Below are 15,334 nucleotides of genomic sequence, written 5' to 3'. Positions count from 1 at the left end.
ACATGGTTACAAGAGCGGTTAAGCCGGCTAAAATTGAATTTTTCATTATTATTCTATGATCTATTTGTTATTTTAATACATTAGAAAATGAACCATCAAAATCTAAAGCCAACATTCAGACTGGCCTCAATTTTGTAATTAGGTTTTCCTCTTTCAATTGCTGCAAAGGATAAGATGCTGTTTTATGACCCCTTACCCTTTTATAAAATCGCTATTTGCTAACAGTTGTTATTGTTGGTGTATAAATACCACAGGTCAATACAGAAAGTAAACCATTCACAAATGATTGTCTAGTGTGCACAGTGTAATTTTCTGCTCCCTGAGCCATTTCTTTAGAATCTGAAACGTCAACAGGGGCTAAACCACCAATTAAATAATGGTTCCATTCGGTTGTCTCACTATTTTCTTGTGCTCCTCTACCAACAACACTTGTGTATGAATAACAAGAGGTTAGTAACATTGAAGAAGCAAATAAAATAGCTGCCATTTTCATTGTTCTTTTTATCATTTTGCTGTTTTTTAAATTAAACATTTGTTTATATAAGGATTTAATATTGTCATTGATCATACTTCTTTTAAACCCCAAATAGGGGCGGGAACGATGTTAAAAAAAGGCATCCGAAGGTATTGCTAAAATTTATCGCATAAACTGACGAAGGTCATGTGCAAAATAGTGCTGCGGTATGAAGTTAGAAATGCTAGGTTCGAGCTGGGAAGAGTGCATTACAATTGGGTGATTAAAAGTACGAGTAAGGGGGAATATTAGACATAAAAAAAAGGACCCTTGGTTTACAAGAATCCTTTTTACATTTATTTTTTTAGGCTAGCTTATAGCACTGTAACTTCTATTTTACTGCTCGTACTAAAATAAGGGTCAAAATTTGCAGGTAGATACGCTGCCGTATCAAAGCCCAACTCAATTTGCTCCTCCTCAATATAACTTATACTTGCAATATCTGATGGATTTGCATAAGCGTTAAAGTCTGTGGGCAAATAATCGGCTACGTTAAATCCCAACTCGATTTCTTCTTGACCGTCAATGTATTCCACGGCATTAAGATCTACGTACAACTCGTACGGATCAAAACCCTCAGGAAGGTATTCGGTAGTGTCAAAACCAAGTTCAATTTTTGGTTCTTCCTCAATAAAGGCGATTTCGTTAAGGTCTAGTTCTGCATTTTCATTGCAAACAGGATCTACAACGAATACAGGGGATTTTGACCAAAGGTACGTCGCGTCCGTATCAATATCGGCAGCCGATATTTCCTGTGAAACTTCTGAGGTAACATATATGGTTTGTGTCTCTGTAGTGTTATTTAAAACTTCTTGTGCGGGTACACTGCCTAGCAGCATTAGTCCACTTATTAGCATTAATTTACTCATTTTTAGATTGATTTAATTGTTGTATTAAATTGATGTTTTGTGTTTAGTTGCTCATAAGACTATTCAAAAAACTGAATGTTACTTTGCTTGGGAATCTTTTAACAGATTTTGGTCCTTTTTAGCAAAATTTTTGGATAGTTGGGAGGTGGTAGTTCTGAGTTGATGGTTGGAATGGTAATTTCTGACAATCAATTTTTGGAAAAGAATTACTTAATAAAAAAACTTGTTATCCTCATTCATATTCATCCAGGTGAATTATCATCCGTTTGAATACTGGAAGGCATTAAAAAGCGGATAGCTTTTGGTACTACGCTTATGGTAGCAGGTGCAAGGCCTACATATTCGCCATCGGCCTCAATGCCACAAGCCTCGTTGCTTTCGAGAAGTACTTCTTTGGCAGTATGATAGCTAACCTCTGGTAGCTTTATTTTCACCCCTTTTTTTAAATTACCAAGGTTTTTTAGATAGTCCCAAATACTCAAATCCCCAAAAATAGCTACTTGAAACTGCCCGTCGCTAAGTTTGGCATCAGGGGCAATGCAGATGGCATTGCCAAAGTAACGGCCGTTGGCCACTGCCATTTGTAGCAACTTGCCTTTCCACCGCCAGGTGCTACTTGTACAGCTCACCTCTTTTTTGGTATAGGCCCAAAACCCTTTTATAATGTGCTTGTAGTAATTAAAACTAGGACCAAAGCCACTTTTAGATTGGGCAAGGTTTTGAGCCACTTCTGCACCCAAACCAACGCCTGCTATATTTATAAAATAGCGGGTTTCATGGTTCTGCTGCAACACTATTTTTCCAAGGTTTATCTTTTGGGTGGTATTGGATTGGATCAATCTAATCAATTCTTCAATGGAATTGGTGATGCCTGCCGTTCTAGCAAAATCATTGGCAGAACCATAGGGGAGCAATCCTAGAACAGGGTACGCATTGGCTGGTAGGTTAGCTTGCAACACGCCATTTATAACTTCGTGCAAGGTGCCATCGCCCCCAACGGCAATCAAATAATCGCAACTGTTTTCAGTGGCTTGTCTGGCCAATTCAATCGCATGTTTTTCTCGTAGGGTCGAAATGAACTGAACATTACCCATATTCGCTTTCTCGAAGTATTGCTCAAGTTTTGGAAGCACCTTTGCTAAGCGGTTGTTTTTGTTGTTGACTACAAAGACAATGTTCATTAGATCAAGGTAGCATTTTTCTTTGGTTTGGCGTTGGGAGAAGTGAGAGGTACGAGGTACGAAGTTTTAAGGTGGTAATCAGGTAATTAGTAAATACCATGTAACAAAAGCCTATTTTTATAGTCTTCAGGATAGGATTAAAAACTATGATGACCAATAAGCCAACAACACCTCAGACGAATATCAAAGAAGTATATAAGACCCTAGCGCTATTTTTACTTTTACTACTGGTTTTCAGTGCCATTTGGTATTATGCCATTCTAAAATTAAACCCCACCAGTATGTATGTGGGGGCGCTAATGCTGTCACCAGCACTGGCCGCTTTTGTTACCCTAAAAATAAAAGGCAGACCGCTTTCAAGCCTACCATGGAGTTTGAAAAGGCTAAAACACCTAAGGTTATCCTATATTATTCCTGTGCTCTATATCGCAATTGCCTATGCGCTTATTTGGGTGTTCGGTTTTGGTACGGTATGGAATGAGAATACCCTTCAGGATTGGGCATCTACATTAGGTTTTGAAAATAGTGGTAGTTCCAACATAATTATTGCCATGGTCTTTTTGTTTGCAACCGTTGGGGTCGTTAAAAACCTTGGTTCTACATTGGGTGAGGAAATAGGATGGCGTGGGTTCTTTATTTTTGAACTTCGAAAAGTATGTTCTTTTAACGGGGTTGCAATTATCAGTGGATTGGTCTGGGCTGTATGGCACTGGCCTATTATCTGGCTTATGTATAATAGCGGTGGTAACCTGTTGTTTCATATAGGTGCTTTTACCCTTATGATTTTGGGTATGTCGGTTATCTTGGCATATTATACTTTTAAATCGAACAGCTTATGGCCAGCAGCTTTGTATCACTCTGTACATAATATCTACATTCAAAAGATTTTTACCCCCTTGACGGTCACAAATGAGGAATCCACTTTTTGGATTGATGAATACGGACTTATGATTCCTATTGTCACCACCATATTCGCTATTTACTTTTGGCGAAAGGCCAAGCAAGAGCAGTTGTAAGACTCAGTTAGCCATTAGCAATTATCACTACATAATTTTCACCTTTTCTACCAAAGTACATGTGCTAAATTAGGTGAGATATGTTTTTCGTAAATCTGTTTTATTTGGGTCATTTGTTCAGCCGTCAATGCAGGAAATTCAGCTGCCTGTATATTAGATAGCACCTGATCCGTGCTCGAAGCACCTGGAATTACACAACTGACTTCAGGATGCATTAAAATCCATTTAAGGGCCAAGGCCGACAATTTAGTTTCATTTCCAAAAATGCTTTTTATCTCTTCAACGGCTTCAAGACCTTTGGTGAAATCCAAACCTCCGAAAGCCTCGTTATTGCTAAATGCCTCTTTTTCTCTAATTGGGGCACGATGGTCGTCTTTACCGAAAGTTGTTGAGGTAGAGAATTTTCCAGTTAAGAGTCCACTTGCTAGTGGTACTCTTGCCAAAATGCCCACATTTTTTTTCTTGGCCTCAGTAAATAATTTTTCAGAAGGGAGTTGCCTTAACATATTGAAAATAATCTGTACCGAGGTGACATTATCATATTCCATAGCCTTTATAGCCTGGTCCACCAATTTTACGCTGACTCCAAGGTTCAATATTTTCCCTTCTTTCTTTAAATCGTTGAACAGATCAAAAATTTCAGGTCGGTAAAATGTTTCGGTTGGTGGGCAATGCAATTGAATTAAATCTATGGTTTCCAATCCCATATTCTTAAGACTGTCTTCAACATGGTTGCGCAATACTTTAGGGGTATAACCAGCATCATTGTGTGGAGAAATCCGCCGTCCGCATTTTGTGGCCACATAAATACGTTCGCTTCTTGAACGTACAAGACGACCTACGGCTTTTTCGCTTTCACCATCGCTATACACATCGGCAGTATCAATAAAATTGACCCCGTTGTCAATGGTCGCATTCAAAATTGCATCTGCATTGTCGTGACTAAAAGGGTTACCCCATTTTCCGCCAACTTGCCAAGTTCCTGTTCCTATTTCAGTGATTTCAAATCCGGTTTTACCTAGGATGCGTTTTTTCATGTTCACAATTCCTTTAATCTAATTTTTAAAGACCAACCAAGATAGGAGGAAATTAAATACGATTGGCTGACAATGATCATTGAAGCATGACTTTATCAACATCGGCTTTTAGATCTTCATAGGTCTCATAACTGCCAAACCTAAAGTTTCTTTTGTCACCTTTAAGGATTAAGGTTGCAGGGAGAGCGCCATACCAAGAGGTATCTATATTATCTGTCCAGATTCTATAGTTCTGGTCCGTAAGCACCACCACTTCGGGATTTATCTTGTGTTTTTTTACAAAGGGGTAAATATGGGAATCCAACCGTTTTGTCTTTTCCAGGTTCACCAATATAATTTTGAGTCCCTCGCTTTGGTATGCTGTTTCCAACTCATTAAAATGGGGCATTTCTTTGATACAGGGGGCGCAGGTGGTGGACCAAAAATTAAGTACCGTTACTCCATCTTCATTATCATCAATCAAGGTTTGTAATTCTGAATAGGTTTCGAAAACCTCAATAGTGGCATTGGGGTCTTTTTCTTTAGTGTTACAGGAAGTGTTCAGTATAAAAATACCAATAAGAAGTGCTATCAAAAAGCGTTTCATTCGTACGACCATTTTTTAATTGATAGCGCAAGATACGGGCAAAAATGCTATTAAAATGTGATAAATGTTACTTTAGAAAAAGTAGGGGGAAGTAAAATTTTTCGAATTTAAAAAAGAATTTAATCGTTCAACTTGTTCCCAAATTTGGTCAAGGCTTTTCCAATGGCAATCAGTTCTTCAAACCCTTCCTGTTCCAGTTCGGTATTCACAATCAAGATTCTTCCCAACTTGGTTTTCGGATCAAAGAACATATGGGTAGAAACTCCGGGATCACCACCGGAATGACCAATTTGTCCGTTTGCCCTAAAGCCCATGAAAATACCGGAATTGTGCTCGTCTCCCGATTGTTCTTCCCCGTCTTCAGTGTTGTGGTGCGAGGGGTTTAATTGTTTCTTGAATAGTTCGGTATAACTATCTGCCTGTAATAAAGTGCCTTTTCCCGTAAAGCCTTTCATTAATTCATTAAGATATTTCGCCAAATCAGCGCTTGAAGTGGTAAATCCGCCATCAGGATAGGTTATCAATGAATAGAGTGGTAGTGGCGTTTGAATATCGTTATACAAGACGGAGTGATCCTCCAAATTTATGGCATCAAAAGACCAACCTGAGCCGGTCATTCCCAAAGGGTCCAAAATGTGTGTCTGGGTGAATTCAGGAAAAGAGGTTCCCGTGGCAACTTCGATAACCAGGGCAGCAAGAGTTGCGGCACAGTTTGAATATTCATAATGTGCGCCGGGTTGATTGTTTAAAAACCCTTCTTTTTTATATGATGCCCCTTTTTCAGTAAGCATTTTTTCCAAGAAGTCATTTAAGGGAATTCGCGTTTCAGGTCCGTTAAAATAATCTGGAACATTTACTTTGGTGGTATCCAAACTTTGCAAGGGCTCTTTCATCACATAGGACATTCCGTAATAATCGGTATCCAATATAGTTGAGGTATGGGTTGCCAAATGACGAATGGTTATTGGAATTTCTGGGTAATACGGATTTTTGACCGCATAGGGTAAATAGTCATTGATGGGATCATCCAGTTTTAATTTTCCCAATTCCTGCGCTTTAAGCAGTGAAATTCCAATGAAAGTCTTTGATATAGAAGCTATATTCTGAATTGTATTCTTGGTATAGGGTTTATTGGCAGCTACATTAGAAAAACCGAAACCTTTGGTGTATAAAACAGCGGAATCGTTTACAACGGCAACGGAAAATCCGTTAATAAAGCCTTGCCCGTGAATTTTGCGAAGCGCTGTGGTCAGAGAATCGGTGATTGGTGAATTGTTCGTAGCAATTGCTTTAGTGGATTCCCCTTTTTGCTTGCAGGAAAACAATACGGCAATCAGTACAAGTAGTACAATTTTATTTGTTTTCGGAATTAGGTGATGATGGAATTTGATCGATGACATTGGATTAGTTTTTCTATAAAACTAACCTAAAAATACGTTTGTATTGCCTCGGCACCCTTTTTTAGTCTTTTACCAGACTGGCATCACACACCATAGACTGGTTGCCTGTACGACTTACAGTTGATGTGAATTGGAGCTTTGCCTCACTATTTTCATAGTAAAAGAGGTTTTCGGTCACGCCTGATAAAGGAATTACGGGAAGACTCACAGGAATATCGGTTATTTGGGTCTGGTCCTCAAAGCCGTTGGAAAAAATAGTTTCAAATGTATCTCCCACTAATATACCACCTTCCATATCGTCAAAATAGACTTTGGTTCCGCCTGTATTGTCCGGAGCAAAATCCTTGCTTCGTGAGGCATGGGTATAGTAGGTTATGCTAGGTTTGTCAAAAGGTATATAATTGGGATACACCAAGGGAAATCCTGAAATATCCTGAGTGTCGTCCAATCCATTTCCTTCTAATCGAAACGAAATGAATTCACGTTTATTAAAATCGGCAAATATGGTCATCTTGTACCAAACATTAGGAGCGAGATCTATGTTCAAATCATGAATTTCCCATAAATTAGGTTCTGTGGGTGTGCCCAATAGATTTTCAGGTGCACCGATTGGAAACCATAAGATACCTTCACGGGTAATTCCCGCGAAACTCATCCAGTCTCCACCTGAAACATGTATGGGATTGTCCACCCCTTCTATCCATTCCATGTCCAATCCGAAAATAATATCATTGGCCAAATCATCAGGAAATTGAAAAAAACAACTTACATAAGCCTCGGTAGGATTTGCTAAAAAGTCTTGGATACGTTGGTCGGAATGGGTAAAAGCAACAGATGCGCTTAAAATACCATCCATGAGCTCTTTTTCGTCTTGGTCAATTATAGTATCATCACTACTACATCCAAAATGCAATAACACGATACATAGCAAAATATATAAAACCCTCATTTTCAACGTATGTATATTTACTTATACTAACGGGAATTGAACTGTTTTATTGGTCTTTTTATAAATGTGAATACATGCTATAAAAGACCTGTGCCTTGACAGTAAGGTTTTTGGTTTGGGCCGTTGTATGTAATTGATCCGATAAGGTGGTAAATATGTCTGTTGTTCCATACTTCTTGGCAAGCAGGTTGTAATGATCATTATCTGCCAGTAACAGATGGGCCAAATTAGTTGGGCTGATATCGAAGGAAATCTGTTCTTTAGCTTTATGTTCCAGTTTCAATTTTCGGAGTTTCAGGTCCGTAAAATTGGTTTCATGGTCATAGTCCAATTGTTGTTTTGTTGGAGGGATTACTCCAAGCTGTTCAAAAGTATCATTCAATAAAATTTCAAAATCATAGATGATGACTTTAGCCCCGGATTTAGAAACTTTTTCAACCTCTTCGAGTAGCTGTTGGGATTTGCAGTAATACAATACACCGGCGAAGGTAATTACTTCAAAGGTGTTGGGGTTAAATTCTAGATCCACACCATTGCATAATTGATATTCCACTTGGTTATGGGGTATGGCATTTTGAAGCATTGACTCACTTGGTTCAATAGCTATTACTTTATCATATAAAGTGGTCAATGCCACAGCAGATTGACCGGTGCCGCAGCCTACATCCAACCCCAGAGTAAAATAGTCATCGTCCAGCACTTTTTTTAGAATAGGTAAATGTAACGAAGGCCTATATGCTGCGTAATGTTTTGCGGTAATGGGGTCGTATGCTGTTGCCATGGATTAAAAATAGGACTTACAACCGGTTCTCGATACGATTTTCTGTCAAAAATCACTCGAATTGACAACTCACTAATCAGCTTCGGGCAAGTTTTTAAAAAAGTCCCAGATTACATCACAGGCCACAATATCGCGATTGGTTTTACCGATCCAACGTTTGCCTAAATATTGCTTGCCTCCCGGCCAAGTGTGTCCTCCACCATTTATTTTATAAAGCACTAAAGCTCCACCATCTTGGCAGGCTTCATATTCTTCAACACTGACCGTAGTCCCATCATCTGATGTATTTGGTAGTTCAATAGTGTTTTTTTCAACAGTGCACCCATTTTTTCCTTTCCAAAACGTCATATAATCATCGGTAGAAACAATTTCACCCCTGTTTTTTTTAAACACCCTGACTTGACCGCCATCGTAAGGGACCAACGGGTCATCAGTACCGTTCATGACCATTACTGCTACCGGTTTTACCGGGTCACATTTGGGTATATAATCCTTGGAAAGTGAAGCGGTTAAAATAGCACCACCCCTAAATATGTCGGAGGCATCACATAACAATCGGGAAGACATAAAACCACCGTTGGACATTCCTGTTGTGAAGATTCGGGAGCTGTCGATGTTATACTTGTCCTGTAAATTCGAGACTATTTCACGAATAAATCCAACATCATCAATGTTTTCTTTCCATGCTTTTACCTCTTCGAGTTTTCGGCCATCATTCCAATTCTTTTTGATTGCATTAGGGTACACCACGATAAAACCGTCGCGATCTGCCAAATCATTGAAACGATTAAAAGTTAGTCCTGCTGTGCCCTTTGCCGTTCCACCACCACCATGGAGGTGAAAGAGTAGAGGTGCAGGTTTTTGCATTTGGGCTTCTGGGGGTACATGCACTATATAATCGCGCTCGTAGCCTTGAAACTGAATAGTATAGGTTTGATCCTTATTATCCTTTGGGGTATGTTGTGGTCTGCAGGCGTTGAAATTAAATACCAAAAAGGTGAATGATAATACACAAATTGAGATCAATGTTTTCATAATCATCGATATTATTCAAGTAATGATTCTTCCATTAATTTGGGTGGCATATTTCCGATTTTAAGAAGCTTTTCATGAAAATCACTTAAAGAAAAACTATCGCCCATTTTTTGCTTGTACATCTCCCTCATTTTCAAGATTTCGGTCATTCCCATATAATACCCAATAAAATATCCGGGTCTAGCCGCGGAGGAATCAATTTCCAGTTGGGCTGCCCATCGCAAGAAACCGACTTTGTCTGTCATGATACTGATTGCTTGCTCATAGGTCAATCGCCCGGAATGCATACCTACGTCATAAATAACACGTGCGTTTCGCCACAATCTAAGTTGCAATTGCCTAAGATGGATTCTTTTGTCGGGAAAGAAACCGGTTTCACTCATGAGTTGCTCATTATAGAGTCCCCATCCCTCACTGAACAGGGAAAGTCCGTTTTCACGTCTTAGCTTCCTCGGGTTGTGCAGTTGATAAAGGCCCTGCACATGATGGCCGCCATAAGCTTCATGTGGTGCTGTTACAATAATGACGCCCCAATCATGCTCCACAAGGTATTCTTGTTTTGTCTTGTCATCCCATTGATCCTCAAAAGGATTGATCATCCATTGTGCCGTAAAAATACTGTCGGCGTCCTTGCCTTTGGCCCTTGAGAAATTGCCGTAATATGAGGTTTTTCTAAGATACTCAACCCTTGGGACAACCTTTACCTGTTCGTTCCATGGCAAAGGGATTAATTTATTTCTGAGGATATGGGCTTTGGCACTATCTACCCAAAGTTGGTGGGCCGCAATCATTTCATGCGGTTCGGGATACTCATTTTTGATTTCAACCGCCAATTCTTGCCAGGTTTTAGAGGGATCGATCTCTTTGGCCAAAGCCTCCAATTCGGCAATGGTCTCTTTGAATTTCATATTCCCGAATTCCCAAAGTGTAGTATCATCATAATCAAGTAACAGCTCATTTGCGAGAATGGTATTATAAGCTTCCTTTCCCATCGCAAAATCACCTTGAGTCTTCTTAGGAAGCTCGTCAGAGAGGTATGTTACGTAGTCTTCTAAAGCTTCACCAGCACTCTTGACTAAATTTTCAAGATTGTTGTTTGGAAGTTTTGAAATGAAATCGGGGAGGTCTTTATTAAAAAGTCCTCTTGCACTTTCGGCCATGAATAGCCCCAACTCCTGAAATCTGGGTACATAGGTTTCCAATTGTGCTTTTCCGTTGGCCAATTGTATAGGAACCAAGCGTAAACGTTTTTCAAGCTCAATTGCTTTCTTAGTCAAATCCCCAGGTTTGCCAATAAGGTTGTCCAAACTTCTGAATTGCATGTAATCACGTGGGTCTCTTTTCCAGGATTCATGCTTGGATTGGCGAACTTCTTTGCCTTTTAGAATACTCTGCGCAAAACTCCAGTCAATTTTATCTTCGAAGCTCAATTGACTGGTATCAATGGCCATAAGTATTTTGAGTTGATTACGAGTATTCTCTAATTCTGTAGCAAAAGATGCAATGCCAAGGTCACTTATATCACCCGAATTACTTGATACATTAAAGTTCTCAACAAAGGCTTTGAACTTTTCTTCGGAATTTATCTCATCAACTTTTGAGGTACAGGAAAAAATCAAAAGCAAAACAAAAAAAGTATAGAATTTAGTCATGGTTTTTTAGCGATAGGTTACCTTCTTAAAGATACTAAATTGTTTTTAACCAATGTTGTAAAGAATTTGAAATCAAGCTATTGGGCTCGTAAAAAGTTATTCCATAAAATCAATCAAAAGGCACCAAATCTGGTTCCAAAAATGTGCTTTTGGCTGCCGGAGAGTTGAAAATATCAAAGCCGTAATGGCATTCCATCAATCTTCGGAATTCAAATTTAAGTTGAGAGAATTCAACAATAAAACCCTTAAAGTCATTCGACTTGCTTTTTTGCATGAAGTGATATACCGCTTTTACGGCGGCAACGGTCAAGGTAGTATTATACTTGTCGGTTGCCCCTAAATGATTCACATAGGCAACCAACTGCTTGCAGACATTTTCAATAGCTTTTTCTTCCCTGTATTTTTTAATATGGATGTAGGCCAATCTTAAATGTGCTTCATGGCTAAAGAGCTTTGAGTCTAGTTCACAGGATTCAAACTGTTGTTCAAATACGGAATCGGAAAGTTCAAAGTGATTTTCCATAATATGAAAATTGATTATTAAAGATACGACCTCTTAATAAAATAAGAGAACTGTTGATTGAAAAATCAATAGCCGATCGCCCCACCATCAGGTCTGGATGAATCTGCTGCTCCTGTAAACACTTTTTTCACCGGATCATAGGTGATACCCATCAATGCACCTAGATTACTTCTTTCCTGTAGGGTGTGCCCCATGGCTTCGAGAGCTTTGCGCGTATCAGGAGATAGTAAGTGTTTTTCATAGATAATACGGTCAGGTAGCCATTGATGATGTATTTTCAGCGCTTCTATGGCTTTATCGATTCTCATATTAAATTCCAAAACATTGAACACGGTTTGGAAAACGGTATTGATAATGGTTCTACCACCTGGGCTTCCAATAGCCAAATAAGGTTTACCGTTTTTACCAACAATCGTTGGGGTCATACTAGAGAGCATTCGTTTTTCTGGCGCTACTAAGTTTGGCGCGGTTCCAATTTGTCCGTTGCTTTTGGTAATACCAGGTTGGGGATTAAAGTCGCCCATTTCATTATTGAAGATAAAACCCAATTCTGGAGATCCCATTTTTGACCCATACCCATATTCCAGGGTATAGGTAAGGGAGACGGCATTTCCACCTTTATCCATTACGGATAGATGTGTAGTGCTTTTGCCATCATACAATTGCCCAAATTTAGTGGAATCACTAACTGATGCCCTGGTCATATCAATGCCAGCAAATCTATTCTTTGCAAACGCTTTGGAGGTTAATTTGTCCAAGGGCATATTCAGATTAAAATCGGGATCACCCAAATGCTCGGCACGGTCTGCAAATGCCCTGCGCATTGCTTCTGCCACTAAATGCACATAGGCAGTGGAATTGAACTCAATTTCATCAAAATTAGCCTGCTCCATTAAGTTCATCATTTCTACCAGAGCTACACCTCCCGAACTTGGCGGGGGCATAGAGTAGATATCATAACCCTTATAGCTTCCTTTTATGGGTTCCCGTTCAATGGATTCATATTTTCTTAAATCTTTTTTAGTGATTATGCCTCCGTTTGCTTTCATCCATTTAGCAATCTTTTTGGCAACTTCCCCTTTGTAAAAACCATCTTTTCCTTTATCACGAATGAGGGTAAGTGTAGCTGCAAGTGCAGGTTGCTTCCAGAGTTCGTCAGGCTCAAGAACCTTCCCTTTCCCATCTCTAAAATAGGCATCCATGAATGGGCTTTTGTTTCCTTCTTTGGTGAAATAACCAGCGGCCGCATAAAGTGACCAGTTGAAAGGAAATCCGTTTTTAGCTTGATCAATAGCTGGTTGAACCAAAGTGGCCCAAGGAAGTTTGCCATATTTTTTATGTGCTTTGAACAATCCTGCTACCGTTCCCGGCACGCCAATCGCCAAAGCGGAGTGATGGTTACTACCTTCAATAAGAATTCCTTCTTTGTCGAGATACATATCATTAGTCGCTGCCAAGGGTGCTTTCTCCCTAAAATCAAAAGTGGTGGCTTTTCCGTTGGAATCCATATAAACTATGAATCCACCACCTCCGATATTGCCTGCAGATGGTAATGTTACTGCCAAGGAAAAGGCAGTGGCCACAGCCGCATCAATTGCATTGCCCCCTTTTTTTAAAATAGCTACACCTACCTCGGAGGATAAGCTGTTAGATGAAGTAACCATACCATTTTTGGCATAAGTCTGGGCATTTAAGTAAACAAAGTTGAATGCAATGCAAAATAGAAGGGAATAGGCGAATTTTGACTTCATGAAGTACTTGGTTGATTTTTTTTCTTGGTCGTTGAAGATAGGAATTTTATTGTTTGATAACACTTATCCTTATAAATGCAAATGGTTCAATACCGCATAATTGTCCATAACAACGAAAAATTGATGCACTAGGACAGGAAAAAGCTGGAAAAAGTTTATTTATGCATAAAATTGGAAAATCCCTACCAACAATTCATTTGAACCTTGGAAATCATTTTATATGAAAAAGAGAGTTTTATTTGTTTTGATGTCATGTATTTGTGGTATTTCTTTAGCCCAAATAACAATATCTAAAGACAAGCCTTTACATTTTGGTGCTGGTTTTGGTATTGGTGCAGTAGGCGGCTACACGGCGCATCAATTGTTCAATGGTAACCCATATTGGACATGGGCAGGCGCTGTAGGTAGTAGTATTGGCGCAGGTCTAGTGAAAGAGACTATGGATAAGGCCGATTATGGAATTTGGGATAATAGTGATATTGTTTTTACCACCCTTGGTGGAATAGCTTCGGCAGTTGTTCTTGAATTGTTCTTAAAGAAGAGTAAAAAACGAAAGCGGTTTGGTCCTTGTAACTGCTATGCCGTAAAACTGGACTTTTCCAAGGACTCACAAATTAGGTATATAGACGTTGCCAACAGCAGAACACATGATATTATGGCAGCACTTCAGGCGCAGCGCATCCTTGAAATGCCCAGTTTAGAATAATCAAAGAAGTCCACGGGCCTTTATTTCCAAATACTTGTTTATTGTATTTATGGTCAGCTGCTCAGGTCTGGTAAGAATGGTCTGAATGCCATGTTGTTGCAGTTCTTTTTGCATCAACCTTTTTTCCAAGGAGAATTTTTCGGCAATCGTTTTGTGATAGATCGTTTGTAAATCCTCTGCGTCAGACGAAATAAGTTCTTCCAACTCGGTATTCTCAAAGAAAATAACCACTAAAACGTGCTGTTTGGCCATTGCCAAAAGAAAGGGCAATTGTCTTTTTAGTGCAGAAATATGTTCAAAATTGGTATATAGCAATAATAGGCTCCGATGGGTGATCTTACGTTTGACTTGTGCATAAAGCAGCCCAAAATCGGCATCGGTGAATTCGGTGGTTATGTTATAAAGGTTCTCTAAAATGGTATTTAAATGCGTCACTTTTTGGACAGCAGGTACAAATGATTCAATATTTTTCGAAAATGAGATCATCCCTGTTTTATCATTCCTTTTTAGGGCCACATTGGAAAATGCCAAGGTGGAGTTGATGGCGTAATCCAATAGTTTTAATCCATTAAAAGGCATTTTCATTACCCTACCTGTATCTATAATTGAGTAAATAGGTTGTGATTTTTCATCTTGATATTGGTTGACCATCAGCTGGTTTTGCTTTGCAGTCGCCTTCCAATTTACCGTGCGAATATCATCACCAGGAACATATTCTTTTATTTGTTCAAATTCTTGTGTATGGCCTATTCGCCTAATCTTCTTTAATCCGAATTGTGAAAGATTATTACTTATGGCTAAAAAGTCATACTGCTGCATTTGAATAATACTGGGGTAGACAGGTACCATTTGGTTTTTTTGGAAAACAAAACGCCGTTTTATAATCCTTAATGGTGAGGCGGCATAAATATTGAGGTTACCAAAAACATACTCACCTCTATCAACAGGTCTTACGGTATATTCGAACGCTCTTTCCTCGTTTTTTAATAGGCTTGTTCTATGTTCAAAATCACGTTTTTGAAATTGTTTTGGTAATTCATCAATCAATGATATATGTGTTCTAAAGGGGTAATACGATTGAAACTCAACACTTATGGGATTAAAATCGCTATTTGATAATTTTTTAGGAAGAACACGATTTGCTTCAAGGCCTTTGGAATTGGCATATAAAAGATAAATATCAAATAGAAACAGCCCTGCCATGACAAGGGTCAGTACCCATGCAATAGGGTAGAGGACGGGTATCCAATACGACAATATAAAGCAGGCCGAAAGTATGGCGATATACCTAAAAAACGTGTTATGTATGTATAGCGATCTTAAAAATTGCATCG

The 15,334-nt window shown here is 39.1% G+C and carries 15 protein-coding genes; 2 read left to right on the top strand and 13 right to left on the bottom strand.

The window, feature by feature from the left end; genetic code table 11:
- Window positions 1–211: 211 nt before the first annotated feature.
- From FB2170_RS16470 to FB2170_RS16460, 3 genes are all read right to left on the bottom strand, one after another.
- Complete coding sequence (locus FB2170_RS16470) at window positions 212–508, bottom strand: Bor family protein (protein WP_041633293.1); 297 nt, start codon at window positions 506–508, stop codon at window positions 212–214.
- Window positions 509–828: 320 nt separating this feature from the next.
- On the bottom strand, window positions 829–1,383 hold the full coding sequence (locus FB2170_RS16465) for a hypothetical protein (protein WP_013307741.1): 555 nt from the start codon (window positions 1,381–1,383) through the stop codon (window positions 829–831).
- 242 nt (window positions 1,384–1,625) lie between these two features.
- Window positions 1,626–2,564: a diacylglycerol/lipid kinase family protein gene (locus FB2170_RS16460; RefSeq protein ID WP_013307740.1), complete on the bottom strand. Its 939-nt coding sequence runs from the start codon at window positions 2,562–2,564 to the stop codon at window positions 1,626–1,628.
- A 146-nt stretch (window positions 2,565–2,710) separates the two neighbouring features.
- Here FB2170_RS16460 and FB2170_RS16455 point away from each other — a divergent pair, with 146 nt between their 5' ends.
- Complete coding sequence (locus FB2170_RS16455) at window positions 2,711–3,580, top strand: CPBP family intramembrane glutamic endopeptidase (protein WP_013307739.1); 870 nt, start codon at window positions 2,711–2,713, stop codon at window positions 3,578–3,580.
- A gap of 47 nt (window positions 3,581–3,627) precedes the next feature.
- Here FB2170_RS16455 and FB2170_RS16450 read toward each other — a convergent pair whose 3' ends face one another.
- From FB2170_RS16450 to ggt, 9 genes are all read right to left on the bottom strand, one after another.
- Window positions 3,628–4,617, bottom strand: a complete 990-nt coding sequence (locus FB2170_RS16450) for an aldo/keto reductase (RefSeq protein ID WP_013307738.1) — start codon at window positions 4,615–4,617, stop codon at window positions 3,628–3,630.
- A gap of 76 nt (window positions 4,618–4,693) precedes the next feature.
- Window positions 4,694–5,203, bottom strand: coding sequence for a TlpA family protein disulfide reductase (locus FB2170_RS16445; protein ID WP_013307737.1), 510 nt, complete (start codon window positions 5,201–5,203; stop codon window positions 4,694–4,696).
- A gap of 119 nt (window positions 5,204–5,322) precedes the next feature.
- Window positions 5,323–6,603, bottom strand: coding sequence for a serine hydrolase domain-containing protein (locus FB2170_RS16440; protein WP_013307736.1), 1,281 nt, complete (start codon window positions 6,601–6,603; stop codon window positions 5,323–5,325).
- Between the two features lie 61 nt (window positions 6,604–6,664).
- Complete coding sequence (locus FB2170_RS16435; protein ID WP_013307735.1) at window positions 6,665–7,552, bottom strand: hypothetical protein; 888 nt, start codon at window positions 7,550–7,552, stop codon at window positions 6,665–6,667.
- Window positions 7,553–7,610: 58 nt separating this feature from the next.
- Entirely contained in the window at window positions 7,611–8,333 is a 723-nt protein-coding gene (locus tag FB2170_RS16430) for a class I SAM-dependent methyltransferase (RefSeq protein ID WP_013307734.1), read from the bottom strand.
- A gap of 72 nt (window positions 8,334–8,405) precedes the next feature.
- The gene (locus tag FB2170_RS16425; protein ID WP_049782658.1) at window positions 8,406–9,368 is read right to left on the bottom strand and encodes an alpha/beta hydrolase family esterase; all 963 of its coding nucleotides are present in this window, start codon (window positions 9,366–9,368) and stop codon (window positions 8,406–8,408) included.
- An 11-nt stretch (window positions 9,369–9,379) separates the two neighbouring features.
- Window positions 9,380–11,020 (bottom strand): DUF885 domain-containing protein, encoded by a 1,641-nt coding sequence (locus tag FB2170_RS16420; RefSeq protein ID WP_013307732.1) that lies wholly within the window; start codon window positions 11,018–11,020, stop codon window positions 9,380–9,382.
- Between the two features lie 109 nt (window positions 11,021–11,129).
- Window positions 11,130–11,543 (bottom strand): hypothetical protein, encoded by a 414-nt coding sequence (locus FB2170_RS16415; protein WP_013307731.1) that lies wholly within the window; start codon window positions 11,541–11,543, stop codon window positions 11,130–11,132.
- A 65-nt stretch (window positions 11,544–11,608) separates the two neighbouring features.
- The gene (gene ggt / locus FB2170_RS16410; protein WP_041633289.1) at window positions 11,609–13,294 is read right to left on the bottom strand and encodes a gamma-glutamyltransferase; all 1,686 of its coding nucleotides are present in this window, start codon (window positions 13,292–13,294) and stop codon (window positions 11,609–11,611) included.
- 220 nt (window positions 13,295–13,514) lie between these two features.
- Between ggt and FB2170_RS16405 the strand changes: the two genes are divergently transcribed.
- Entirely contained in the window at window positions 13,515–14,000 is a 486-nt protein-coding gene (locus tag FB2170_RS16405; protein WP_013307729.1) for a hypothetical protein, read from the top strand.
- Here the strand turns inward: FB2170_RS16405 and FB2170_RS16400 are convergent, their stop codons facing one another.
- Complete coding sequence (locus tag FB2170_RS16400; RefSeq protein ID WP_041632917.1) at window positions 14,001–15,332, bottom strand: DUF58 domain-containing protein; 1,332 nt, start codon at window positions 15,330–15,332, stop codon at window positions 14,001–14,003.
- Window positions 15,333–15,334 lie beyond the last annotated feature (2 nt).

Source organism: Maribacter sp. HTCC2170 (assembly GCF_000153165.2).
In the GTDB taxonomy this organism is placed as follows: domain Bacteria; phylum Bacteroidota; class Bacteroidia; order Flavobacteriales; family Flavobacteriaceae; genus Maribacter_A.
The sequence above is the reverse complement of the archived record's forward strand: the minus strand, read 5'-3'. Positions and strand labels throughout refer to the sequence as shown.

Bases quoted from the DNA above. Each gene is read 5' to 3' on its own strand.
- FB2170_RS16470 (WP_041633293.1), bottom strand. From the start codon at position 508: ATGATAAAAAGAACAATGAAAATGGCAGCTATTTTATTTGCTTCTTCA.
- FB2170_RS16465 (WP_013307741.1), bottom strand. From the start codon at position 1,383: ATGAGTAAATTAATGCTAATAAGTGGACTAATGCTGCTAGGCAGTGTA.
- FB2170_RS16460 (WP_013307740.1), bottom strand. From the start codon at position 2,564: ATGAACATTGTCTTTGTAGTCAACAACAAAAACAACCGCTTAGCAAAG.
- FB2170_RS16455 (WP_013307739.1), top strand. From the start codon at position 2,711: ATGATGACCAATAAGCCAACAACACCTCAGACGAATATCAAAGAAGTA.
- FB2170_RS16450 (WP_013307738.1), bottom strand. From the start codon at position 4,617: ATGAAAAAACGCATCCTAGGTAAAACCGGATTTGAAATCACTGAAATA.
- FB2170_RS16445 (WP_013307737.1), bottom strand. From the start codon at position 5,203: ATGAAACGCTTTTTGATAGCACTTCTTATTGGTATTTTTATACTGAAC.
- FB2170_RS16440 (WP_013307736.1), bottom strand. From the start codon at position 6,603: ATGTCATCGATCAAATTCCATCATCACCTAATTCCGAAAACAAATAAA.
- FB2170_RS16435 (WP_013307735.1), bottom strand. From the start codon at position 7,552: ATGAGGGTTTTATATATTTTGCTATGTATCGTGTTATTGCATTTTGGA.
- FB2170_RS16430 (WP_013307734.1), bottom strand. From the start codon at position 8,333: ATGGCAACAGCATACGACCCCATTACCGCAAAACATTACGCAGCATAT.
- FB2170_RS16425 (WP_049782658.1), bottom strand. From the start codon at position 9,368: ATGAAAACATTGATCTCAATTTGTGTATTATCATTCACCTTTTTGGTA.
- FB2170_RS16420 (WP_013307732.1), bottom strand. From the start codon at position 11,020: ATGACTAAATTCTATACTTTTTTTGTTTTGCTTTTGATTTTTTCCTGT.
- FB2170_RS16415 (WP_013307731.1), bottom strand. From the start codon at position 11,543: ATGGAAAATCACTTTGAACTTTCCGATTCCGTATTTGAACAACAGTTT.
- ggt (WP_041633289.1), bottom strand. From the start codon at position 13,294: ATGAAGTCAAAATTCGCCTATTCCCTTCTATTTTGCATTGCATTCAAC.
- FB2170_RS16405 (WP_013307729.1), top strand. From the start codon at position 13,515: ATGAAAAAGAGAGTTTTATTTGTTTTGATGTCATGTATTTGTGGTATT.
- FB2170_RS16400 (WP_041632917.1), bottom strand. From the start codon at position 15,332: ATGCAATTTTTAAGATCGCTATACATACATAACACGTTTTTTAGGTAT.